The sequence below is a fragment of the Streptomyces sp. SolWspMP-5a-2 genome (assembly GCF_900091845.1).
Lineage (GTDB): Bacteria > Actinomycetota > Actinomycetes > Streptomycetales > Streptomycetaceae > Streptomyces > Streptomyces doudnae.
In genome coordinates, this window is the sequence record NZ_FMCI01000147.1 from 41,342 (window position 1) to 62,921 (window position 21,580).

At 74.4% G+C, this 21,580-nt stretch carries 19 protein-coding genes, 1 pseudogene and 1 riboswitch; of the genes and pseudogenes, 7 read left to right on the forward strand and 13 right to left on the reverse strand.

Annotated features, from left to right (window positions below; genetic code table 11):
* Positions 1 to 457: 457 nt before the first annotated feature.
* From GA0115242_RS14500 to GA0115242_RS14510, 3 genes are all read left to right on the forward strand, one after another.
* Complete coding sequence (locus GA0115242_RS14500; RefSeq protein ID WP_256089432.1) at positions 458 to 1,858, forward strand: DUF7507 domain-containing protein; 1,401 nt, start codon at positions 458 to 460, stop codon at positions 1,856 to 1,858.
* 94 nt (positions 1,859 to 1,952) lie between these two features.
* Positions 1,953 to 2,894: a hypothetical protein gene (locus GA0115242_RS14505; RefSeq protein ID WP_093828376.1), complete on the forward strand. Its 942-nt coding sequence runs from the start codon at positions 1,953 to 1,955 to the stop codon at positions 2,892 to 2,894.
* Between the two features lie 152 nt (positions 2,895 to 3,046).
* The gene (locus GA0115242_RS14510; protein ID WP_093828378.1) at positions 3,047 to 3,661 is read left to right on the forward strand and encodes a dihydrofolate reductase family protein; all 615 of its coding nucleotides are present in this window, start codon (positions 3,047 to 3,049) and stop codon (positions 3,659 to 3,661) included.
* Positions 3,662 to 3,718: 57 nt separating this feature from the next.
* On the opposite strand, the gene GA0115242_RS14515 is transcribed toward GA0115242_RS14510, so the two are convergent.
* From GA0115242_RS14515 to GA0115242_RS14530, 4 genes are read right to left on the reverse strand one after another with little or no spacing between them, the layout of a single operon-like run.
* Positions 3,719 to 5,116: an FAD-dependent oxidoreductase gene (locus GA0115242_RS14515; protein WP_093828380.1), complete on the reverse strand. Its 1,398-nt coding sequence runs from the start codon at positions 5,114 to 5,116 to the stop codon at positions 3,719 to 3,721.
* Entirely contained in the window at positions 5,113 to 6,279 is a 1,167-nt protein-coding gene (locus GA0115242_RS14520; RefSeq protein WP_093828382.1) for an MAB_1171c family putative transporter, read from the reverse strand. The genes GA0115242_RS14515 and GA0115242_RS14520 overlap by 4 nt, the downstream gene beginning before the upstream one ends.
* Before the next feature lie 11 nt (positions 6,280 to 6,290).
* Positions 6,291 to 6,851, reverse strand: a complete 561-nt coding sequence (locus GA0115242_RS14525; RefSeq protein WP_093828384.1) for a hypothetical protein — start codon at positions 6,849 to 6,851, stop codon at positions 6,291 to 6,293.
* Positions 6,848 to 7,480 (reverse strand): hypothetical protein, encoded by a 633-nt coding sequence (locus tag GA0115242_RS14530; protein ID WP_093828386.1) that lies wholly within the window; start codon positions 7,478 to 7,480, stop codon positions 6,848 to 6,850. The genes GA0115242_RS14525 and GA0115242_RS14530 overlap by 4 nt, the downstream gene beginning before the upstream one ends.
* A gap of 318 nt (positions 7,481 to 7,798) precedes the next feature.
* On the opposite strand from GA0115242_RS14530, the pseudogene GA0115242_RS14535 reads away from it, so the two are divergent.
* Positions 7,799 to 8,353: pseudogene (locus tag GA0115242_RS14535) on the forward strand (dihydrofolate reductase family protein); the annotation flags it as partial.
* Positions 8,354 to 8,536: 183 nt separating this feature from the next.
* On the opposite strand, the gene GA0115242_RS14540 reads toward GA0115242_RS14535, so the two are convergent.
* From GA0115242_RS14540 to GA0115242_RS14575, 8 genes are all read right to left on the reverse strand, one after another.
* Positions 8,537 to 9,112: a hypothetical protein gene (locus tag GA0115242_RS14540; protein ID WP_237549050.1), complete on the reverse strand. Its 576-nt coding sequence runs from the start codon at positions 9,110 to 9,112 to the stop codon at positions 8,537 to 8,539.
* Between the two features lie 102 nt (positions 9,113 to 9,214).
* Positions 9,215 to 10,006 (reverse strand): enoyl-CoA hydratase, encoded by a 792-nt coding sequence (locus GA0115242_RS14545; protein ID WP_093828388.1) that lies wholly within the window; start codon positions 10,004 to 10,006, stop codon positions 9,215 to 9,217.
* The gene (gene mmsB, locus GA0115242_RS14550; protein WP_093828390.1) at positions 10,003 to 10,899 is read right to left on the reverse strand and encodes a 3-hydroxyisobutyrate dehydrogenase; all 897 of its coding nucleotides are present in this window, start codon (positions 10,897 to 10,899) and stop codon (positions 10,003 to 10,005) included. The genes GA0115242_RS14545 and mmsB overlap by 4 nt, the downstream gene beginning before the upstream one ends.
* A complete protein-coding gene (locus tag GA0115242_RS14555) occupies positions 10,896 to 11,981 on the reverse strand; it encodes an enoyl-CoA hydratase/isomerase family protein (protein ID WP_093828392.1) in 1,086 nt (361 codons plus the stop codon). The genes mmsB and GA0115242_RS14555 overlap by 4 nt, the downstream gene beginning before the upstream one ends.
* Positions 11,978 to 13,126, reverse strand: a complete 1,149-nt coding sequence (locus tag GA0115242_RS14560) for an acyl-CoA dehydrogenase family protein (RefSeq protein ID WP_093828394.1) — start codon at positions 13,124 to 13,126, stop codon at positions 11,978 to 11,980. The genes GA0115242_RS14555 and GA0115242_RS14560 overlap by 4 nt, the downstream gene beginning before the upstream one ends.
* A 5-nt stretch (positions 13,127 to 13,131) precedes the next feature.
* Positions 13,132 to 14,655, reverse strand: a complete 1,524-nt coding sequence (locus GA0115242_RS14565) for a CoA-acylating methylmalonate-semialdehyde dehydrogenase (protein WP_093828396.1) — start codon at positions 14,653 to 14,655, stop codon at positions 13,132 to 13,134.
* Between the two features lie 220 nt (positions 14,656 to 14,875).
* Positions 14,876 to 15,070: riboswitch (cobalamin riboswitch) on the reverse strand.
* A gap of 166 nt (positions 15,071 to 15,236) precedes the next feature.
* The gene (locus tag GA0115242_RS14570) at positions 15,237 to 16,091 is read right to left on the reverse strand and encodes a 5,10-methylenetetrahydrofolate reductase (RefSeq protein WP_093828398.1); all 855 of its coding nucleotides are present in this window, start codon (positions 16,089 to 16,091) and stop codon (positions 15,237 to 15,239) included.
* A 168-nt stretch (positions 16,092 to 16,259) separates the two neighbouring features.
* On the reverse strand, positions 16,260 to 18,275 hold the full coding sequence (locus GA0115242_RS14575) for a DUF1996 domain-containing protein (protein WP_237549051.1): 2,016 nt from the start codon (positions 18,273 to 18,275) through the stop codon (positions 16,260 to 16,262).
* Between the two features lie 244 nt (positions 18,276 to 18,519).
* Here GA0115242_RS14575 and GA0115242_RS14580 point away from each other — a divergent pair, with 244 nt between their 5' ends.
* Positions 18,520 to 19,437: a LysR family transcriptional regulator gene (locus tag GA0115242_RS14580; protein WP_202555322.1), complete on the forward strand. Its 918-nt coding sequence runs from the start codon at positions 18,520 to 18,522 to the stop codon at positions 19,435 to 19,437.
* Positions 19,438 to 19,560: 123 nt separating this feature from the next.
* Positions 19,561 to 20,658 (forward strand): FAD-dependent oxidoreductase, encoded by a 1,098-nt coding sequence (locus GA0115242_RS14585; protein ID WP_093828404.1) that lies wholly within the window; start codon positions 19,561 to 19,563, stop codon positions 20,656 to 20,658.
* Positions 20,659 to 20,890: 232 nt separating this feature from the next.
* Here the strand turns inward: GA0115242_RS14585 and GA0115242_RS42470 are convergent, their stop codons facing one another.
* Positions 20,891 to 21,058, reverse strand: coding sequence for a hypothetical protein (locus GA0115242_RS42470; RefSeq protein WP_370672282.1), 168 nt, complete (start codon positions 21,056 to 21,058; stop codon positions 20,891 to 20,893).
* Here GA0115242_RS42470 and GA0115242_RS14590 point away from each other — a divergent pair.
* Complete coding sequence (locus GA0115242_RS14590) at positions 21,015 to 21,524, forward strand: lipoprotein (protein WP_311638492.1); 510 nt, start codon at positions 21,015 to 21,017, stop codon at positions 21,522 to 21,524. The genes GA0115242_RS42470 and GA0115242_RS14590 overlap by 44 nt on opposite strands.
* Positions 21,525 to 21,580 lie beyond the last annotated feature (56 nt).

Consider the following 21,580-nt stretch of genomic DNA (forward strand, 5'->3'; position numbering starts at 1 on the left):
GTTGTCGATGGTCCCGTCGTGGCGATCCTCGCGTGCACTCCCCCGCGCACCTCCTTGGGCCCGTTCCCTGCTCTCCACCCGGTTCGCTCATCCGTGCGCCGACCCGCTCCCCGCCGGGTCAATCCCCAGGTCGAAACTCCACCCACGAGTGACCCCGAGGCGTCGTCGGTCTCCGCTCGCGCCTGTGTCGTGCGCCGGGGTGTGTGGGGTGGACCAGTGCTTCCGTGGCCATGGTTGCCGCGCGCGCCGGAGGCAACAACTCTCAGTAGGAGCCCAGCGACATGAGGGCGGACACGCTGCCGCACCTCCTCAGCGCCCTTGCCGGGGCAGACTCCCTCGCGCGCACGCTGCCCCCGGCCGGCCCCGGCTCCTCTCGGCCACGAGCCCGCCACGGCGCACATCCGTGCGCTCGTGCGACGGCGTCCTCGAACAGGGCCGGAGACCAAGGGAGAGAACCGTGTCCACACCGTCCGTACCGCTGCGGGTCGCACTCGCCAACGGCAGCTTCGAGCAACCCGGCGTCACCAACTACGAGATCCTGCCCGACTCCTCGCAGACCCAGGCACCCAAACGCGTCCCCGGCTGGCGCACCACCGCCTCGGACCACATGATCGAGCTGTGGCACACCGGCTTCAACGGCGTGCCCTCCGCCGAGGGGCTCCAGTTCGCCGAGTTGAACGCGAACGAGGTCGCCACCCTGTACCAGGACCTGCCGACCACCCCCGGCACCAAGCTCTACTGGCGTCTGTACCACCGGGGCCGCCAGGGGCAGGACACCATGGCGCTGGACATCGGCGCCCCCGGATCGGCCGTCGAGCAGCGGAAGTTCACCGACGGGAACACCGCCTGGGGCTACTACACCGGCACCTACACCGTCCCCGCGGGGCAGAACCTCACCCGCTTCGCCTTCCGTTCCGTGTCCGCGGCGGGCGGCAACCGGAGCATCGGCAACTTCCTCGACGGCGTCTTCTTCGGCACCGCCCCGCTCGTCGTGCTCACCAAGTCCGCCATCCCCGCGGGCCCGTTGGAGGTGGGTGACGTCATCACCTACCGCATCACCGCGCGCAACGAGGGCGGTGGCGCGGCCGACGCCCTCGTCCTCACCGACGGCATCCCGGCCGGAACCACCTACCTGCCCGGGTCGTTACGCGTCCTGACCGGCCCCAACTCCGGCCCCAAGACCGACCGGGGCGGCGACGACCAGGCGTCCTACGACGCGGCCACCGACAGCGTCGTCTTCCGGCTCGGCGACGGCGCCACCGCCACCCAGGGCGGCTCCCTCCTCAACACCGAGACGGTGCCCGCCGGTACGACGGTCGAGTACCGGGTCACCATCGACCGCTCCGCCGGTGGCACCCGCCTCGTCAACACCGCCACCGCCCAGTACGAGAACCGGCTCGGTCCGACCGCCGAGCACCTGACCGCACGCTCCAACGAGGAGGTCACCGAGGTCAGACCCGCCGCCGACCTCGCCGTCGTGAAGGCGGCCGACGCCACCACGGTGAGCGTCGGCCAGACGGTCACCTACCGGGTCACCGTCCGCAACACCGGGCCCAACGCCGCCACCGGGACCGTCGTCGCCGACGCCCTCCCGGACGGGCTCGCCTTCCTCTCGGCGGAACCCTCGACCGGCGCCTACGACCCGGTCACCGGACGGTGGACCGTCGGCGGGCTCGCCGCGAACGCCGTCGCCACCCTCGCCCTGCGCGCGAAGGCCACCCGGGCCGGGTCGGTGACCAACACCGCGACCGCGACCGCGAACGAGCGCGACCCCGACCCCTCGAACAACGCCGACTCGGTCACCGTCTGCGTCGAGCGGGCCCGTCTCTGCTGCGATCCCTGCTCCCCCGCAAGGTAGCCGAGGCGCGGCCTTCCGGCCCGTCCGCCGCGGTGCTCCGGGGCGGACGGGCCGGGCTTCCGTCCGGCGTCGGGCGTTGGCTAGGTTCGGTGTCATGGACATCAGCAGCGTCACCCGGAGCGACGGCGGCGGCGCCGGGCTGGCCCTGGAGGTGCGCGAGCGGCCCCTGCCGGGGCTGCGGGTGTCCGTCGCCGGGTCCTGTCTGCTGATCTCCCAGCAGGGCAGGACCGTCCTGCTGGCCTCCGTCGACGACGGCAACGCGGGCGTGCGGTTCCGCCGTACCGGCGGCCACCGCTCCGTCGTCCCGCCGCTGCGCGCCGACACCGCCCGCGCGGTGGCGGGCAGCCCGGTGCGGTGGGCGTACCGGTTCGCGCGGTGGCTCGACGGCCCCGCGGGACCGCTGCACGACGGCCGGTGGCTGCTCACCCACGTCACTCCGTTCCCGAGGTGGCGGCCGCCCGGCTCCTCGCACGCCGACTACTGGGGCTCGCTGCTCATCGAGGGCCATCCGGACGGCCGCATCGACTGGTTCGAGCACCACGGCGCGTGGAAGGTCTTCCCGCTGCGCCCGATGCCCGGCGCGGACGACACCCGGGTGAAGGCGTACCGCGGGCAGGCGCGCGAGGGCGTCCTGCCGCCCGTGCTGCTGTGGTGGGTCAGCGGCCTGGACTGCCATCTCGTGCTGGACGGGCACGCGCGGCTCGCCGCGGCGATCGCCGAGTCGGTCGAGCCGCCGCTGCTGCGGGTGCACCGCACGCTCGCCCGCGACGACCTGTCGACGCGGGTCGACGAAGCCGTCGGTGACCACACCCGGGAACTGGCGCGCTTCAGCGTACTTCGCGCGCTGCACGGACCGGCCGTCCCGGACGGCGCCGCCCTCGCGGGCCCGGTGCTCGCCCGTCGGCTGGCGGCGCTGGACGTCGCGGTGGAACCGACCTGGGCCTGGCCGCTGCCCGGCGGGGAGGCCGCGTGGCAGCGGATCGCTGACGCGGTCACCGCCGCGGAAGGGTCGGGGGCGGACGGTACCGGCCCGTGAGCCCCGGGGACGCGCCCTCCCCGTCACACCACCCCTCCTCCGCCCGCAACTCCGCGCGCCGTGCGCATCCGGTCGATGTGCTCGCCCGGGGCGGGGGCGGGTCCCTGCGCGCGCGGCGATGAGTGGGGGCGGCGGGCGGGGTCTGTACTGGTATGACTCGCATCATCGCCGACATCTCCCTCTCGCTCGACGGCTTCGTCACCGGTCCCGATCCCGGCCCGGAGAACGGGCTCGGCACCGGCGGGGAGGCACTGCACGCCTGGGCGTTCTCCGACGACCCGGTCGAACGGCGCCTGCTGCGCGGGGCCACCGCGCGCTCGGGCGCCGTCGTCCTCGGCCGCCGTCTCTTCGACCTGGTCGACGGTCCGCACGGCTGGGACGAATCGACCGGCTACGGCGCGGCCGAGGTGGGCAGGCCCGCCTTCGTCGTCGTGACGGGCGCGCCGCCGCCGTCCGTCCGCCGCTCCGACCTGGACTGGACGTTCGTGACCACCGGGCTCTGCGACGCGGTCGCCGTCGCGCGCGAGCGGGCAGAGGCGGCCTCGGCGCGCGAGGGCCGGGATCTCGACGTGGTGCTCATGGGCGGCGGCGCCACGATCGGCGCGGCGCTCACCGCCGGGCTCGTCGACGTCCTGTCGCTCCATCTGGCCCCGGTCGTGCTGGGCGCGGGGACCCCGCTGTTCACGGCCGGGACCCCGCTGTCGCTGGTCCAGCGTGACGTGATCACGACGCCGAACGCGACCCATCTGACGTACGACGTGCGCTGAGGCACCCGCGACCCGCGTCGGTTCCCTTCCGGGGCGCCGGGCGGGGCGCGGGCCGGGTCAGGCGTCGTCGATCGCGCGGCGCTCCTCCGGGCTCAGCGGGGGGCCGGTGAGCGGGGGCTTCAGCGGCCCCCTGGCCGCGGAGACCAGCGCGGCCGGGCGCAGCAGGCGCTGCGGGCCCTTCTGGAGGACCATCACGTCGGTGAGCGCGCGGGCCATCCGTCCCGAGCCGGTGGCGGTGCGGGTGAGGCGGTCGACGAAGCGCGCGGAGAGCCGCTCCGACGCGGTGGGGCCGCCCTCGGTGGCGCCGTCGTAGAGGACGTCCGTGCCGACGGCGAAGGTCCACGCGGTGTCGACGTGGCGCGCGATGTCCTTCTGGACGCGGCGCAGGAGGCCCGGGGTGTCGCAGCCGTGTCGCCGCACCGCCCGGTAGAGGGTCAGGGCGCTCTGCGCGGCCACCGACATGCCGTGTCCGTACAGGGGGTTGAAGGCGGCCACGGCGTCGCCGACGACGAGGAGGTTCTCAGGGAGCCGTGAACGCTCGTAGTAGTGGCGGTGGTTGGCCGTCATGCGGGTGACGTGGACGGGGCCGAGGGGGGTGGCCTTGCCCAGGAGTTCGCCGATGAGCGGATGCCTCAGGCCGAGGGCGAACTCGGTGAACTCGGCGAGGTCGCCGGTGGGTTCGCCGCCGCGGGTGCCGGAGAGGGTGACGAGCCAGCGGCCGTTCTCGATGGGGAGGATGACGCCGGTCTGCCCGGGGCGGCCCGAGCGGGGCGCGGCCTGGATGTTGATGATGGGCCAGGACTCCGGGAGTCCGGGCGGCTCCTGGCAGAGGACGCTGGCGTAGACGAGCCCGGAGTCGACCCTGCGGGTGGCGGGCGGCCGGGCCCCGAGGTCGGCCAGCCAGTGGGGGGTGCGCGAGCCCCGGCCGCCCGCGTCGACGACGAGGGTGGCGGAGAGGGTGTCCTCGCTGCCGTCGGCGTGCCGGATGTGCACGCCGGTGACCTCCTCGGCGCTGCCGGTGAGGCCGAGGACCTCGGTGCCCTGCATCACCGTGACGCGGCCGTCGTCCGCCTTGAGCACCTGGTCGCGGACGACCCAGTCGAGGAGGTCGCGGTGGCAGGCGATGGTGTAGTGGCTCTCGTCCCAGCGCCGGAACCAGCCCTGGGGGCTGAGCGCGACCATGCCCGTGGTCAGGGGGATGCGGCGGGCGCCCGCGGCGGTGAGCGCCTTGAGGGTGCCGGGCAGGATCGTCTCGATGGCCTCGGCGCCGCCCGCCCACAGGTGGTGCACGTGGTGCGCCTGGGGCAGGTTCTTGCGGTGCAGCGGCCCCTCCGGGAGGGTGTCGCGTTCGATGACGACGACCTCGATGCGGGTCGAGAGGGCCTGCGCCGTGAGCATGGCGGCGAGACCTCCGCCGATGACGATGGCGCGGCGGGGCAGGGCTGATGCGGTCATGACGCGACGCGTCCTTCTGGTGTCCGGTTCCGGCGTGCAGCGTCGAGGTCGGGGTGACGGCGCAGGATGCGGGAGAGGGTGAGGGGGGTGCTGGTGAGGGCGGCGCCCGGCGCGGCGCGTCCGGTGGTGCGGCCGACGGCGACGAGGGCGGCGGCGGCCACGACGGCCTCTGCCTCCGCGAGCACGCGCGCCTCCTCGGTCGTCTTGCCGTCGGCGAGGTGACCGCGCACGGCGCTCTCCAGGACCGTGGGGTCGAGGTGGGGTTCGAGCTGGCGCAGGGCGTCGCGGATCGCGGTCCTGCGCTGGGTCAGCCGCACCCCGCGGCGGGTGAACCGGCCCATGGGGACGGGCGACGCCGCCGACCGCACCCCGCACAGGGCGTCGGCGAGGGGGCGCAGGTCGCGGTACTCGCGGCGGTCGGCGAGCTGGTGGGAGGCGTGCTCCCCGGCGTGCGGCAGGATGAAGCCGAGGGCGATCACCAGGCCCGCGACCCCGGCGACGGGCGGCGCCGCGGTGGTGCTGAGCCAGTCGAGGTCGTGACCGCCCCAACGGGCCACGACGGCGACCAGTTTGACGCCGTCGAAGACGAGGTTCAGGGCGTAGCCGACGCTGAGCAGGACGACGCCCAGGTGCAGCCAGCGGCGGCCCCGCACCCGGCTCTCCCAGGACCAGAGCAGGGCCGAGGTGACCAGGACGGCGACGGTGTGGCCGAGGAGGTAGAGCAGGATCATCTCCCGCATCCACGGGGTGGTCGCGTAGTAGGTGTCCAGGTCGCGGGTCCGCTCCACCTGGTGCTCGCCGAGCGCGAAGAACACCCACAGCAGGACGATGACGGTGCCGTAGCTGCCGTGCACCAGCCAGGTCGCGCGCCGCACGCTCGCCGGTGTGCCGCCGCGCCACTTCACGATCAGCAGCAGGCAGGAGGCGCAGAACCCGGTCAGCAGGGTGTAGACGACGGGGCCGGCGACATTCGGCACGCCGGTGATGTCGTTGACCCGGGCGATCGTGGTGGGCGCGGCGAAGAAGAACACGGCGCACGCGGCCAGCAGGAGTCCGGCGACCTGCCGGGCCAGCGGGTTGCGTCCGCCGCGCAGGAAGGCGGGGAGCTTGTAGGCGAGGCCGACGCCGAGCACGGCGGCGATGACCCAGAAGGAGCTGCTCATCGTCACGGTCGTCAGCCCTGGGGTCCGTTGTAGCCGAGGGAGGCGCTGAGCCGCCGGGCGACGTCGTCGGCGGGCCGCGGGCGCGCGGGGTCGGCGAGCCAGCCGCTCAGCCGGGCGCCCATGGTCAGTCCGAAGCGTTCGGCGGTCACCTCGCCGGCCTCCTGCGAGTGGGCGCGGGCCGCGACGCCGCGCGCGAGGTCCCAGTCGACGCGCTCGCGCATCGCCGCGCGGGCCGCGACGGCGGCGCCGCCGAGGTCGTGGCCGCGGTGCCCGGCGTGCAGGTGCCACAGTTCGTGCCCCAGCACGACGAGTTGGTGGTCGGGGGCGAGGCGCTCCTCGATGACGACGACGTCCTGGTCCTTGAGGTCGAGCCAGAGTCCGGTGGTGGTGTTCTCCAGCTCGGCGGGGAACTCGCGCAGGAGCAGCACCACCGGTCGGCCGCCCCGGCGGGCGCTCATGGCGGCGCAGAGGGCCGCGAAGACGGTGCGCGGCTCGGCCGGGACGTCGACCGCCTCGGCGACGGCCGCGGCGAGTTCGCCGATGAGTCTCTTCTGCTGCCGGGCCGTCTTCACTGCTTGCGGCCCTCCGGGTCGGTCGTCAGGTTGTCGACGGCGGCCCTGACCGCGTCGAGGTTCCTGGACATGTCGGCGACCATCCGCGCGAGGGCGGCCAGGTCGGACCGGGACGCCCCGGCGCCGCGGCCCGACATGTGCACGACGCCCAGTTCCCTGAGCACCTTGCCCGGGTCCGTCTCCGCCTCCAGGTCGACGCGGACCAGCTGGAGTTCCCTGAGCAGGGCCTCCTCGGGGGAGTCCGTGAGGAAGGTGGCGGCGACGCCGTAGTGCCGGGTGAGCACGGGACCGGCCGTGATGCTCGGCTTGGACTCGCCCGCCATCAGTTTCCGCACCCAGGTCTCGGTGGTGCCGGTGGCCTCGGCGATCTCCTTGACGACGCGGACCCGGTCCTCGGGGCGGGTGCGGGTCTCGTACAGGAAGCGCACGCGCCGCCGGACCATGTCCTCCGGCCGTTCACCGGGCGGGGTGCCGCCGGCGAGCAGGAGTTCGACGACCGGCCGGCTCAGGCCGGTGGCGTGGGAGAGGCGGGCGACGTCGAGGACGTCCTCGCGCGGGTGTCCCCCGGCGGCGATGAGTTCCTCGATCCGGTTCAGGACCGACCGCAGGGTGCGGGGGGTGTCGTTCACCGGTGCTCCTTCCGCGGCGGCGGCCGGTGGGGGGGCGGGCACTTCCGATCGCGGTCGAACATACGCGCCCATGGTCGGGTAGTTCAACGTTCGTTGGCTCCCGGGGAACATTCGTTGCGGACCGGCCGGGTCTCCCCCGCCGCCCGGCGGCGCGGACGGCGACCGCCTGGCCGGGCCGGGCTCCACCGTCGTCCGGCGGTCCGTCACGGAGGCCGGGGGTCCGCGGTGACGTCGCGGACATCTCCTCGCGGTGGAGCGATGAGTCGGGCCGTGTTCCGCGGTCCTCCTCCTGTACCCGTCGCCGAGGGAAGGCCTCCGATGCGCAAGGTGACCTATTCGATGAACGTCTCGCTCGACGGCTACATCGTCGGGCCGGACGGTGGGTTCGACTGGACGGAGCCCGACGGGGAGCTGTTCCGTTTCGCCACCGACCAGCTCCGGGAGGTCGGCGTCCATCTGCTGGGACGGCGGCTCTACGAGACGATGCTGTACTGGGAGGACGCCGAGCAGGACCCGGCGCTCGGCTTCTCGACGGCCGAGTGGGCCGAACTCTGGCGCGGGCTGCCGAAGGTGGTGTTCTCCACCACGCTGACGGACGTGCGGGGCCGGGCCCGGCTGGCGTCGGGCGGCCCGGCGGAGGAGATCGCGCGGCTGCGCGCCGAACCCGGGGAGGGCGACATCGCGATCGGCGGGGCGGCCCTCGCCGCGGAGGTGGCGGCGGCGGGTCTGATCGACGAGTACCGGGCCAGGGTCCATCCGGTGCTGCTGGGCGGCGGCGTCCCGTTCTTCCCGCAGGCGGAGCGGCGGGTGGACCTCGACCTGGTCGAGCACCGCGCCGTCGGCCCACGGACACTCTGCCTGCGCTACCGCGTGACGCACCCACGGGCAGGGGGACTCAGGGGGACGCGGTGTGAGGGGGGCGATGGGGAGCGGGGGCGCCGTCCCGGCGGTGGGGAGCGGGGCGCCGTCCGGCGGTGGGCGGCACCGGCGCGTCCGGCCTCCGCACGCCGAGCGGCCCCCCTCCCCGACCCGTCCGGCGGCGGCCGCCCCCTGGGCTCACCCCTCGACGGCTATCGTGCCGATCGTCGATTCCGGGCCGGGGCCCTCCGGGCGGTCGACCTTCCACCAGCCCAGCACCTCCTGGTACTCGGGCTGGGGGACGGACCGCCCCTGCGGAGTCATCAGGCGCCCCTGGTAGGCCTGGGCGTAGCGCGCCCGCACCGAGTGGACGCCGGGGCCGTCGGGAACGACGATGTCGCAGGAGACCGTCACCCACTCCGCCGGACCCGGGTTGTCCTCCGCGAGCGCGGCCACCGGGGTACCGGCGTTGACCGACAGCAGGGCGCCGCCGCTGCGCTGCTTGCCGTTCCACACGGACGCCTGGGCCCGCTCCTCGCCCGCCAGGCCGACGATCACCTGATTGACGGCGTTGCCGCACAGCCGGCAGTCGTGCAGCAGCTCGAAGGTGACCTGGTAGGCGCCTCCGCAGGGAACCCGCACCTCGGCGCCCCGGCCGTCGATCCGCACGTTCCGGATCCTGAACCGGGACGGCTCGACCATCTCGGTGCCGGGCGTGCCGGGCGTGCCAGTGGTCGCGGCAGGTGTCTCGCTGTGACGCATCTTGTCGTTCATGCCACCAGTGAACAGGGAGCCACTGACAATGACCCCGGGCGAGAGGGTCCCGGCCGGTCGGCCGGGCCCTCCCGAGGGTGCAGGATCGGCGGTGGCGCCGGGTCAGCGGTGGCGGAACTCGGCGGGGCGCTTCTCGGTGAAGGCGCTCATGCCCTCCTTCTGGTCGGCGGTGGCGAACACCGCGTGGAACAGGCGCCGTTCGAAGCGGACGCCCTCGGCGAGGGTGGTCTCGAAGGCGCGCGCGACGGCCTCCTTGGCCATCATCGCGACCGGCAGCGACATCCCGGCGACGGTCTCGGCGACGGCGAGCGCCTCGGTGAGGAGGTCGTCGGCCGGGACGACCCGGGAGACGAGCCCGGCGCGTTCGGCCTCGGCCGCGTCCATGGTGCGGCCGGTCAGGACCAGTTCCATGGCCTTGGCCTTGCCGACGGCGCGGGTCAGCCGCTGGGAGCCGCCGATGCCGGGGATCACCCCGAGCCGGATCTCGGGCTGGCCGAAGACGGCGGTGTCGGCGGCGAGCAGGATGTCGCAGAGCATGGCGAGTTCGCAGCCGCCGCCGAGGGCGTACCCGGAGACGGCGGCGACGGTCGGGGTGCGCAGCGCGCCGAGCCGGTCCCAGGCGGCGAACCAGTCGGCGAGGTACATGTCGAGGTACCCCTGCGGCTGCATCTCCTTGATGTCGGCCCCGGCCGCGAACGCCTTCGCCGAGCCGGTGATGACGACGCAGCCGCACTCCGGGTCCCGGTCGAGGGCCTCGGCCGCCGCCACCACCTCGTTCATGACCTGGAGGTTCAGGGCGTTGAGCGCCTTGGGCCGGTTGAGGGTCAACAGGGCGGTGCGGCCCCTGCGTTCGACGAGGACGGTCTCGAAGCCGTCGGTCGGCGGTGTGGTCATGGGCGTGCTCCGCTCCAGTCCCTGATGGTGCGCACGATGCCGGAGAAGTCCTCGGCGGATCCGCCGCGTTCGGCGTACTCCTCGTACAACTCGGCAGCGCGCAGGCCGAGTTCGGCGTGGACTCCGCCCGCGCGCAGGGCGTTGGCGGCGAGGCCGAGGTCCTTCGCCATGAGGGAGGCGGCGAACCCGGGGGCATAGTCGCGGTTGGCGGGGCTGGCCGGAACCGGCCCCGGCACCGGGCAGTTGACGCTGAGCGCCCAGCACTGTCCGGAGGCGGTGGACGCGACGTCGTAGAGGGCCTGGTGGGAGAGGCCGAGGCTTTCGGCGAGGACGAAGGCCTCGCTGACGGCGATCATGGAGACGCCGAGGATCATGTTGTTGCAGATCTTCGCGGCCTGTCCGGCTCCCGCGTCCCCGCAGTGGACGGCCTTGCGGCCCATGGCGTCGAGCAGCGGCAGCGCCTCGGCGAACTCCGCCTCCCCGCCGCCCGCCATGAAGGTGAGCGTCCCGGCCTCGGCGCCGACGACCCCGCCGGAGACCGGGGCGTCCAGGCCGCGCATCCCGGCGTCGGCGGCCCGCCGGTGGGCGGTGCGCGCGTCGGCGACATCGATGGTGGAGCAGTCGACGAAGAGGGTGCCGGGGCGGGCGGCGGCGAGGATCTCGTCGTAGAGGCCGAGGACGTGCCGTCCCGCGGGGAGCATGGTGAGCACGATGTCGGCCCCGGCGACGGCCTCGGCCGCGGAGGCGGCCGGGTGCACGCCCGCGGCCACGGCGCCCTCCAGGGCGGCGGGCACCAGGTCGTGGCCGACGACCCGGTGGCCCGCGCCGACGAGGTTGGCGGCCATGGGCGCACCCATGTGGCCGAGTCCGATGAACGCGACGGTCCGGTTCACGCGGTGCCCTCCGGGGTCGGTCCGGGCCGGGAGAGGCCCAGTTCACGGGGTGCGAGCGGGGCGAAGTAGCGCTCCACGTCGGCGTCGGTGACGTCGTCGAGGCGGGCCGGTGACCAGTGCGGGTTCCGGTCCTTGTCGATGATCTGGGCGCGGACGCCCTCGACCAGGTCGGGTGCGGCGAGGGCGTGGCAGGAGACGCGGTACTCCTGGTCCAGGACCTCCTCGAGGGTGGCGAGGCGGCGGGCGCGGCGCATCGCGGCGAGGGTGACCTTGAGGGCGGTCGGCGACTTCGACAGCAGCGTCTCGGCCGCTTCCTTGGCCGCCGGGTCGCCGTGGGCGAGGAGGCGGCTGACGATCTCCTCGACGGTGTCGGCCCGGTAGCAGGTGTCGATCCACTCCCGACGGGCCGTCAACTCGCCCTCGGGCGGCGGCTGGACGTGCCGGGCGAGGGCGTCGGCCACGGGCAGCGCGGTGAGGTCGTCGAGGAGGGCGCCGAGCGCGGCGGACGGCACGTGGTGGTCGGCGAGGCCGCAGAGCACGGCGTCGCCCGCCCCGAAGTGGGCGCCGGTCAGGGCGAGATGGGTGCCGAGTTCGCCGGGTGCGCGGGAGAGCAGGTAGGTGCCGCCGACGTCCGGGACGAAGCCGATGCTGGTCTCCGGCATGGCGATCCGGGAGCGTTCCGTGACGATCCTGACCCCGCCGTGCGCGGAGACGCCGACGCCGCCGCCCATGACGATGCCGTCCATGACGGCGACGTACGGCTTGGGGTAGCGGGCGATGCGGGCGTTGAGGTGGTACTCGTCGTACCAGAAGGCGGCCGCCGCGGTGCCGTCGCCGTCGCGGGCGTCGTCGTGCACGGCGCGGATGTCGCCGCCCGCGCACAGGCCGCGTTCGCCCGCTCCGGTGAGGACGACGGCGTGCACGGCCGGGTCGTGCTCCCAGGCCGTGAGGGCTTCGTCGATCAGGCCGACCATGGTGTGGTCGAGGGCGTTGAGGGCCCGGGGCCGGTTGAGGGTGAGCCGGCCGGTCCGGCCGTCGACGGCGACCAGGACGGAGGGTTCGGGCTGTCCGGCGGGGCTCATCCGAACGCCTCCGTCAGGCCGCTGGCCACGATGACGCGCATGATCTCGTTGCTTCCTTCCAGGATCTGGTGGACTCGCAGGTCACGGACGATCTTCTCGATGCCGTACTCGCTCAGGTACCCGTACCCGCCGTGCAGTTGCAGGGCGCGGTCCGCGACGGTGTATCCGGTGTCGGTGGCGAACCGCTTCGCCATGGCGCAGAGGTACGGTGCCTGCGGATCGTGCCGGTCCAGCGCCTGGGCGGCCTGGTGGACGAGGGCGCGGGCGGCGGCGAGTTCGGTGGCCATGTCGGCGAGGCGGAAGCGCAGCGCCTGAGCGTCGAGCAGCCGGGCGCCGAACGCCTGCCGGTCGGCGAGGTGGGTGAGGCTGCGGTCGAGGGCGCTGCGGGCGCCGCCGAGGGAGCAGGCGGCGATGCCGAGCCGACCGCCGTTGAGGCCGTTCATGGCGATGCGGAAGCCGTGGCCCTCGCGTCCGAGGAGCCGGTCGGCGGGGACCCGGACGCCGTCCAGGACGACCTGCCGGGTGGGCTGGGCGTGCCAGCCCATCTTGCGTTCGTCCGGGCCGAAGGAGAGCCCGGGGTCGTCCTTGTCGACGAGGAACGCGGAGATGCCGTCGTGGCCCGTGCCGCCGGTGCGCGCCATGACGAGGTAGAGCTGGGAGACGCCCGCGCCGGAGATGAACTGCTTGACACCGGTGAGGATCCAGTGGTCGCCGTCGCGGACGGCACGGGTGGTCAGGGCCGCCGCGTCGGACCCGGCGCCGGGTTCGGTGAGGCAGTAGCTGGCGAGGTCGTCCATGGCGCACAGGCGGGGCAGCAGGTGTTCGCGCTGGGCGGGGTCGCCGTACCGGTCGACCATCCAGGCGACCATGTTGTGGATGGAGAGGTAGGCGGCGAGGCAGGGGCAGCCGGAGGCGAGGGTCTCGAAGACGAGGACGCCGTCGGCGCGGCTGAGGCCCGAACCGCCGGACTCCTCGCGGACGTAGACGCCGCCGAGGCCGAGCCCGGCGGCCTTGCGCAGGACATCGACCGGGAAGTGCTTGTCGCGGTCCCAGTCGAGGGCGTGCGGGGCGATGTGGTCCTGGGTGAAGTCGAGGGTGGTCTCGACGAGGGCCTGCTGGTCCTCGGTGAGGAGAATCCCGTTCATGGCGCTCAGCCCATCGTGGGGATCGTGAAGCTCGCGCCCTCGCGCAGCCCGGCGGGCCAGCGCGAGGTGACGGTCTTCGTCCGGGTGTAGAACCGGATGGCGTCGGGGCCGTGCTGGTTCAGGTCGCCGAATCCGGAGCGCTTCCAGCCGCCGAAGGTGTGGTAGGCGACCGGCACCGGGATGGGCACGTTGACGCCGACCATGCCGGTGTTGACCCGCCGGGTGAAGTCGCGGGCGGTGTCCCCGTCCCGGGTGAAGATGGCGACGCCGTTGCCGTAGGGGTGCTCGCTGGGCAGGCGCAGGGCCTCCTCGTAGTCGGCGGCCCGCACGACGGACAGCACGGGTCCGAAGATCTCCTCCTGGTAGACGCGCATGGCGGGCGTCACCCGGTCGAAGAGGGAGGCTCCGGCGAAGAACCCGTCCTCGTGCCCCTCCAGGACGAAGTCCCGTCCGTCGACGACGAGTTCGGCGCCCTCCTCGACGCCGAGGTCGACGTAGGAGCGGACCCGGTCGACGGCGTCCCGGCCGACCAGCGGGCCGAAGTCGGCCCGGGGGTCGTCGCTGCGGCCGATCCGCAGCGAGCCGATGCGCTCCTTCAGCCGGGCCACCAGCCGGTCGGCGGTCTCCTCGCCGACCGGGACGGCGACGGAGATCGCCATGCAGCGTTCGCCCGCCGAGCCGTACCCGGCGCCGATCAGGGCGTCCACGGCCTGGTCGAGGTCGGCGTCCGGCATCACGATCATGTGGTTCTTGGCGCCGCCGAAGCACTGGGCGCGCTTGCCGTGCGCGGTGGCGGTGGCGTAGACGTGCGCGGCGATCGGGGTGGAGCCGACGAAGCCGAGGGCCGCCACCCGGGGGTCCTCCAGCAGGGTGTCGACGGTCTCGCGGCCGCCGTTGACGACGTTCAGGACGCCGGGCGGCAGGCCTGCCTCCAGGAAGAGTTCGGCGATCCGCAGCGGCACCGAGGGGTCCCGCTCGGACGGCTTGAGGATGAAGGCGTTGCCGCAGGCCAGGGCGGGGGCGGCCTTCCACAGGGGGATCATCGCGGGGAAGTTGAACGGGGTGATGCCGGCGACCACGCCGAGCGGGGAGCGCAGCGAGTGCACGTCGATGCCGGTGCCCGCGTTGTCGGTGAACTCCCCCTTGAGCAGGTGCGGCACGCCCGCCGCGAACTCGACCACCTCCAGGCCGCGTTGGAGGTCGCCGTGGGCGTCGGCGACGGTCTTGCCGTGCTCGCTGGAGAGCAGCCGGGCGAGGGAGTCCCGTTCGTTCTCGGCGAGTTGGAGGAAGCGCAGCAGGACGCGGGCCCGGCGCTGCGGGTTCCACTCGCCCCACTCGCGCTGCGCCTCGGCGGAGTCGGCGATGACCGCCTCGGTCTCGGCGCGGTCCGCCAGCGGGACCCGCGCCTGGACCTGGCCGGTGTTGGGGTCGTGGACGTCGCCGAAGGATCCCGACGTGCCCGGGACGCGCTCTCCTGCGACGAAGTGGGTCAACTCGCGTACCGGACGCGGGTCGTTGCTACGGATCATGGGTGCCTGCTCTCGTCAGGTGATCCGGGGATGGCGCGCGGCCCCGGCACGCGGGCACGGGGGTGTGCCGGTGCGCGCGGGGGCGTGCGTGACGCTGGTGGCGTGGGCGCGGGGGACGTCAGGTGTCGGCGGGGCCGCCGGGCGGGCGGTGCCGTCGTGGGGTCCCGCCGGGAGCGCGGGTGCGTACCGGTGCCATGCGTGTCAGCTCCATCCTCGTGGACAACACGGAACGTTCCGCGGCCGGTATCCTGACTCCCGGATCTGCGCGCGCCGTCCGCCTTCCCGACCTGGTGCTCGTCAGTGGCGTGTCGTTCGACGGCGCGCTCCCCGGTCACAGTGGCGGGACCGTGCCGGACTCACACCGGCTTCCCTGCACCGCGGACCTTTGCCCCCGACTATATAGTTGGACGTCCTAGTAAATCCACCAGTCCGACGCCCGTCCCGGCGCCTTCGCAGGTCAGCGGGGTCGACCGGTTCAGTCCTTCCGGGCGCGGCGGGGGCGCGGGGCGGGGCCCGCGGTCCGGGCGCGGGGCCGGTGAGCGACGCGCGGGGGCGCCGGAGGGGCGCACGGGGCGCCGGTGTCAGAACCCGGCGATCCACTCCGACGTCGCCCTGAGCCCGCCGAACGTGTAGAAGTGCACCTTCACCTCGCCGTGCCGTCCCGGGTCGTACCCCTCGGCGAGGGTGTGCAGGAAGCGGTCGGGACCGGCGGTGCCCATCAGGTGGGTGAGCGAGAAGCCGTACTTGCGAGCGATGGAGGCGCTGGTGCCGACGCCGAAGCGGGCCGCGTACGCGACCAGGCGGCGGGCTCCGGCGGGGCCGGGGACACCGACCCGGACGGGCACGTGCAGCCCCCGGTCCCTGATCCGCTCGATCCAGTCCAGGACGAGGTCGGCGTCGAAGCCGAACTGAGTGGTCACGCCGGTCGTCAGGCCCTGCTCGGCCAGCGCCGCCCGTTTGTCGGCGAGCGCCGAGAACAGCGCGCGGTCCCCGATCGCCGGGTGCCCCTCGGGGTATCCGGCGATCTCGACGTGCCGCACCCCGTACTCGGCGAGCAGCCCGGTGCGGACGACGGCGAGGGCGTCGGGGTAGGGGCCGTGCGGGGTGGCGGGGTCGCCGCCGACGACGAGCAGGCTGCCGCCGGTGCCGTCGGCGCGGAGTCCGGCGAGGAGCTTCTCCAGCGCCTCCCGCGACGCGAGACGGCGCGCGGAGACGTGCGGCACGGGCACGTACCCGAGCCGTCCGGCGGTGCGGGCGGCGGCGAGGCGCAGCTCCAGGTCCTCGTTGCCGAGGAAGGTGACGTTGACGCGGGTGCCCGCCGGGACGAGGGCGCGGGCCTCTTCGAGGCGGGGTCCGTCCTTCGCCGTCATCTCCAGGGAGAAGTCCTCCAGCAGCGGCCTGCGGACCGCGACCGGAGCCGGGGTTCCGGGGTTCATCGTGCTCCTTCGGGCAGGGCCGTCACGCGGACCGGTCGGGGCTGGTGGCCCCCATGGTCTCCCGGGCCTCCCGCGGGCCGTGCACCAGGGTGGCCCGGAACGCGCGAGGGGCGCCCGTACCGGGGGAACCGGTGCGGACGCCCCTCGCGTGGAGCGGGATCTTCCGGGTCAGCGCCCGTACTGGCGCCTGGTGCGGGTCAGCAGGACGAGGCCGCCGATCAGCAGCACGGTGCCGACCGCGGCGGGCCACAGCGTGGTGCCCGTCTCGGCGAGGTCGCCCTGGACGGCCTGCGGCTCGCTCTGGCCGCCCGCGATCGGGACGCCCTCGCCGGTCGGCTCGCCCTGCGGCTGCTGCTGGGCCTGGTCGCCGCCGCCGGAGGAGGCGGCGTCCGCGGCGCCGGCGGCCCGGGAGGGCTCGGCCGACGCCGAGGCGAGGACCTTCGGCTCCTTGGGCTCCTCGGTCGCGGAGCCGTCGGCGCTGCCGCCGCCCTGCTGGTCGTCGGCGGGCGCGGAGGCGGTGGGCGCCGCGCTCTGCTCCTGGCCGCCCCCTTCACCCTTGCCGCCCTTGCCGCCGCCGTTCTGGCCGCCGCCGTTCCCGGCGTTGTCGTCCTTGCCGCCGCCGGGGTTCCCGGTGGGCTCCTGCGTGGGCTGTTCGGTCGGCTGCTGCGAGGGCTCCTCGCCCGCGCCGCCGTTGCCGCCGTTGCCGTTGCCGCCGTTGCCGTTGCCGCCGTTCCCGTTGTCACCGCCGCCGTTGCCGTTGCCGTTGTCGCCGCCGCCGGTGCCCGCGCCGCACTGCTTGCCGTCGTTGATGCAGGCGACGACCTCGTCCATCAGCTTCGCGTCGAAGACGTTGATGAAGTCGCCGTGGTCGGTGACGGGCTTGTGCAGCTGCTCGGGGAAGGAGTCCACCGCGAACAGCGGCGTGGTCCTGCCGCCGTCGGCCAGGCTCGGCGCGTCCACGTCGTAGACGATCCGCTGGACGAGCTGCGGGATGGCGACGAAGCTGTCGGGGCAGTTGCCCGCCGCGTCCGCGAACGCCACGTGGGTGCGGTGGTTGGCGCTGTCGGTGTTGCGGCCGTCCCAGCAGCTCTGGAAGCGGAAGGTGCGCACCACGTCGCTGCCCTGGGGGCAGAGCGGGTACTTGTCCTTCAGCTGGCGGTCCTCGAACCCGGTGCAGCTCCAGGACGCGTTGGCGTTGCCGGGGCCGTTGACGAACGCCTTGGCGTCGCCGGTGATGATGCGCATCAGCCGCGGAATGGCGGTGACCTCGCTGCGCGGGTTGCCGATGAACGTCATCGTGGCCTGCTTGGCGGTGACGATCTCACCGGCGTTGCCCTCGGTGCCGCCGCCGGGCGCCCCCGCGTCGCGCTCCTGGGTGCCGTTCTGCAACCGCAGCACGGGCCAGAAGTAGGAGGACTTGTCGCCCTTGTCGACGCAGCTCGTGTCGGCGCCCGACAGGTCGTCGTCGCTGGCGAAGGCGGTGTTCGACTGGTTGCCGACGTAGTCGTGGAAGTGGTGGGCGCCGTTGGAGACGCCCGGGGCCACGATCACGTTGTCGGAGTTGAACAGGCCGTTCTCGTTGACCCCGCACGCGGTGGTGAAGGAGCCCTTGGAGCGGAACGAGTTCAGGTCCGGGGCGGGCGCGTTGGGCTGGACGGAGTCGATGGCGGCGTAGTCCGCGGCGACCGGGCCGTTGCCGCCCTGACCGCCGGGCTGCTCACCGGCCGGTTCCTGGCCCTGCCCCTGCTCCTGGCCGGACCCCTGTTCCTGGCCCTGGCCCTGCTCCTGGCCTCCGTCCTTGGTCTGCTCCTCCGGCTCGCTCCAGGAGCACGCGGCGAGGTCGTCGAGGCCCTCCGGGCGCTTGCCCGCCTCGTCGATGGCGTCGCCGATCCGGCCGAGCGACTCGGCCCGCTTCTGCTTCAGCCCGGCCATCACGTCGTCGGAGCCGTCACCGCTCATGCGCTGGTAGGCCTCGGCGATCTGCGCGTCCATGGCGGCCAGTTCCTGGTCGACCCGGGCACGGGCGGACTCGGGGACGTCGGTCAACCGGGCGCCGACGTCGGGGCATTCCACCGTGGTGGCGCCTCCGGCTCCGTCCGCCTGCCGCGTCACGTTCGCGCCGTCTCCGCCTTCGGTCGCCGACGCGTAGACGTTGGCGGCGACCAGGCCTCCTCCTCCCAGCATCAGCGCGACTGCTGCGAAGCTCGCGCGGCGTGCGCCTGTCGGGCGTCTGCGCGTTGTGCGTCCCACGGATGTTCTCCTGCGCCTCGTGGACTGATGGGCATGGAAATCCCCCGGTCTCATACGGACGGTGGCGCACGGGTGTTCAGGCTCATCGGGAATTCATCGGATTCTCTCAGCGGGCGTTCGACCCCCCGGCCGGTCCCCGTGCCCGTGCGCCGGGTCCGCGCGCTCCGGCCTCCCTACGATGACCTGCGTGAACCTGGACCTGAACCTTCTGGTCGCGTTCGACGCGCTGCTCGACGAGGGCAGCGTCAGCGGCGCGGCGGACCGGCTGCGGGTGACGCAGCCCGCGATGAGCAGGACCCTGGCCAGGCTGCGGCGGGCCACGGGCGACCAGATCCTCGTCCGCTCCGGACGGGCGATGCTGCCGACGCCGTACGCGGAGTCGGTGCGGGAGCGGGTGCGCGCCCTGGTGGAGCAGGCGGGTGCCCTGCTGCGACCGGCGACCGCGCTGGACGAGGCCGAACTCGCCTCGCTGACACGGACGTTCACCCTGCGCTGCAACGACGCCCTGGTCGACGCCGCGGGGGCGGAGATCCTGGCCGCGGTGCGGGTCCGGGCGCCGGGGGTGCGCCTGCGCTTCCTCGCCGAGTCCGCCGTCGACACCGACGACCTGCGGCGCGGCGAGGTCGACCTGGAGATCGCCGCGGGCGCCTCCGGGCGGCCGGAGCTGTGCGCGCGGCGGGTGGGCGGCGGCACGCAGGTGGTGGTCGTGCGGGCCGGTCACCCGCTGACCGGGCTGACGCGGGCGGCGTACGCGGCGGCCGAGCACGTCACCGTGTCGCGGCGGGGGCGGCTGCGCGGGCCGCTCGACGAGGCGCTGGCCGCCGAGGGGCTGACCCGCCGGGTGGTGGCGACCGTGCCGACGGTGTCCGCCGCCTTCCGGCTCGTCGCCGCGAGCGATCTGCTGGCGGCCGTCCCCTCGATGCTCGCCGGGCCCGGCCTCGCGCCGTTCGGGCTGCGGGCCCTGCCGCTGCCGCTGGCCCTGCCGCCGGTCCCCCTCACCATGACCTGGCACCGCCGTCAGGACGACGACCCGGCCCACCGCTGGCTGCGCGAGCGGGTGTGCGAGGCGCTGCGCGCGGCCGGGGTGCCCGGCTGAGCGGACGGCGTCCCGGTCCATGCACAGGAGTTATGTGTCGCATCAGAAACATGCATTTGAATGCATGCGCCGGCGCTCCTAGCGTGGTGGTCATCGACGACAACGCCCTTGGAGGTGTGCGGGATGCGCGTGATCATCGCTGGTGGCGGGATCGTCGGGCTGACCACCGCGGTCGCCCTGCGCGCGGCGGGCGCGGAGGTCCTGGTGAGCGAACGGGCCCCGGAGATCAGGGCGGTGGGCGCCTCGATCGGCCTGTGGCGCAACGCGCTCGACGTCTTCGCGCGGATCGGGGTCGGTGACGGCGTCGAGGCCCTCTCCACCCCGGTCTCGACCTGGTTCCACGACGCGGCGGGCACCCGTCACCGCGCGCCGGGGTCCACCGAGGCCGACCACGCGTTCGCGCTGGTGCCCCGCGCCGAGCTGAACCGGCTGCTCGCCGACGCGGTGGGGCCGGGCTCCGTCCGCCTCGGCAGCCGGGTGACCGGCTTCGTGGAGGACGGCGACGGCGTCACCGTCCGGTTCGCGGACGGCGGCGACGAGCGCGCCGATCTGCTCGTCGGCGCCGACGGCGTCCACTCCCGGGTCCGGGACGTGCTCCTGCCGGGGTTCGGGGCACGCGAGCACCGGGGGCACCACGCCTGGCGCGGGACGCTCCCGTCGATCGGCGAGCCCGCCGGGGGCAGCGTCCTGACCGTGGGACGGGACCGGAGTCGCGGGGGCTACACCCGGACGCACGGCGGCGCGACCATGTGGATGGTCAACCAGTTCGACGTCCCCCCGCTCACCGGCACCCCGAAGGAACAGGCCCTGGAACGGGCCGCGTTGCTCTCCGAGAACGGGTGGAACAGCGCGCTCGCCGAACTGATCGCGGCGACCCCGGAGGAGGCGGTCCTGCACCACCAGATCCTGTTCGTGCCGCCGCTGCCGCGCTGGACCTCCGACCGGGTGGCCCTGATCGGCGACGCCGCGCACGGCCTCTCGCCGCACATCGCCGCCGGCGGCACCCTCGGGGTCGAGGACGTCGGTGTCCTCGCCCGCGCGCTCGCCCGGGAGCCGGACACCGCCCGCGCCCTGCGCAGCTACGAGAGCGACCGGCGGCCGCGCTACGCGACGGTCCGGGAGCACGCGCGCGCCGTCGAGCACGCGGCCGACGCGCCCGCGTACGCCCGGCACTACGCGGCCTTCAGCCACTGGATGCTGGCGCCGCGCCCGCCGCTGTGACCTCGGACGGGACGGGTCCGCGCCCGCCCGGTTGCCGCGGCCGGGCCGCCGCGGGCAAGATCGGCGGGAACGCGGCCGGGGACCGGACGCCGTCCCGCCGCGCGCCGGACGGGCCGGGACGGCCGGGGGCCGGAGGAGACGTCGTGGGGGTGCGGCACATGGGGGACGCGGTGCGGAAGAGACAGTGCGGAGCGGGGACGAGGACGGGGCGGGGAACACGGCTGGGTGTCGCTCATCTCGCCCTGCTGGCCGGGGTGTTGAGCGGGTGCGGCGGGACGTCCGGGAACGCGTCGGGGCCCCAGGCGTCGCCGTCCGCCTCCGCGTCCGGGCGGGTCGCCGCCGCGCGGGGTGCCACCATCGGCGGTCCGGGGTCGGCCTGTGCGCTGCCGGTGACGTTCACGCTCGCCGAGCGGTGGAAGGCGGTGGCCGTCGACACCGGGCGGCTCACGGCGGAGGCGGGCGACGACGTCGACGCCGACGTCCTGGACGCGGTCCTGCGGCAGGGCCCGGTCCGGGCCGCCTGCGAGGCGGACGCCAAGCCCGCCGGGCACATCGGCTTCCTGCGGGTGTGGACCGGCGACGGGGGCGGCGACGACGCCCGGACCGTCCTGGAGGCGTTCGTCGCCGCGCAGGAGCACACGAGCGGCGCGCGCTACCGCTCCTTCACCTCGGGCGGGCTGACCGGCGCCGAGGTCGCGTACCGGTACGGCGGCGGGCTGCCGCAGGGGGCGAAACCGGAGCGCGCGCTGGCCGTCGTCACCCCGGACGGTCCTGTCGTGCTGCACCTCGGCGGCCTGGACGGAGCCGAGTTCAGGGCGATGACCCCGGCCTTCGAGCTGGCGAGGGACACCCTGCGCGCCGTCTGACGACCGGCCGGGCGACCGGCTCGCGGCGGGTGCGGGCGGCCTCCCTACGATGACCC

Bases quoted from the DNA above. Each gene is read 5' to 3' on its own strand.
- GA0115242_RS14505 (WP_093828376.1), top strand. From the start codon at position 1,953: ATGGACATCAGCAGCGTCACCCGGAGCGACGGCGGCGGCGCCGGGCTG.
- GA0115242_RS14510 (WP_093828378.1), top strand. From the start codon at position 3,047: ATGACTCGCATCATCGCCGACATCTCCCTCTCGCTCGACGGCTTCGTC.
- GA0115242_RS14515 (WP_093828380.1), bottom strand. From the start codon at position 5,116: ATGACCGCATCAGCCCTGCCCCGCCGCGCCATCGTCATCGGCGGAGGT.
- GA0115242_RS14520 (WP_093828382.1), bottom strand. From the start codon at position 6,279: ATGAGCAGCTCCTTCTGGGTCATCGCCGCCGTGCTCGGCGTCGGCCTC.
- GA0115242_RS14540 (WP_237549050.1), bottom strand. From the start codon at position 9,112: ATGAACGACAAGATGCGTCACAGCGAGACACCTGCCGCGACCACTGGC.
- GA0115242_RS14545 (WP_093828388.1), bottom strand. From the start codon at position 10,006: ATGACCACACCGCCGACCGACGGCTTCGAGACCGTCCTCGTCGAACGC.
- GA0115242_RS14555 (WP_093828392.1), bottom strand. From the start codon at position 11,981: ATGAGCCCCGCCGGACAGCCCGAACCCTCCGTCCTGGTCGCCGTCGAC.
- GA0115242_RS14560 (WP_093828394.1), bottom strand. From the start codon at position 13,126: ATGAACGGGATTCTCCTCACCGAGGACCAGCAGGCCCTCGTCGAGACC.
- GA0115242_RS14565 (WP_093828396.1), bottom strand. From the start codon at position 14,655: ATGATCCGTAGCAACGACCCGCGTCCGGTACGCGAGTTGACCCACTTC.
- GA0115242_RS14570 (WP_093828398.1), bottom strand. From the start codon at position 16,091: ATGAACCCCGGAACCCCGGCTCCGGTCGCGGTCCGCAGGCCGCTGCTG.
- GA0115242_RS14575 (WP_237549051.1), bottom strand. From the start codon at position 18,275: ATGCTGGGAGGAGGAGGCCTGGTCGCCGCCAACGTCTACGCGTCGGCG.
- GA0115242_RS14580 (WP_202555322.1), top strand. From the start codon at position 18,520: ATGACCTGCGTGAACCTGGACCTGAACCTTCTGGTCGCGTTCGACGCG.
- GA0115242_RS14585 (WP_093828404.1), top strand. From the start codon at position 19,561: ATGCGCGTGATCATCGCTGGTGGCGGGATCGTCGGGCTGACCACCGCG.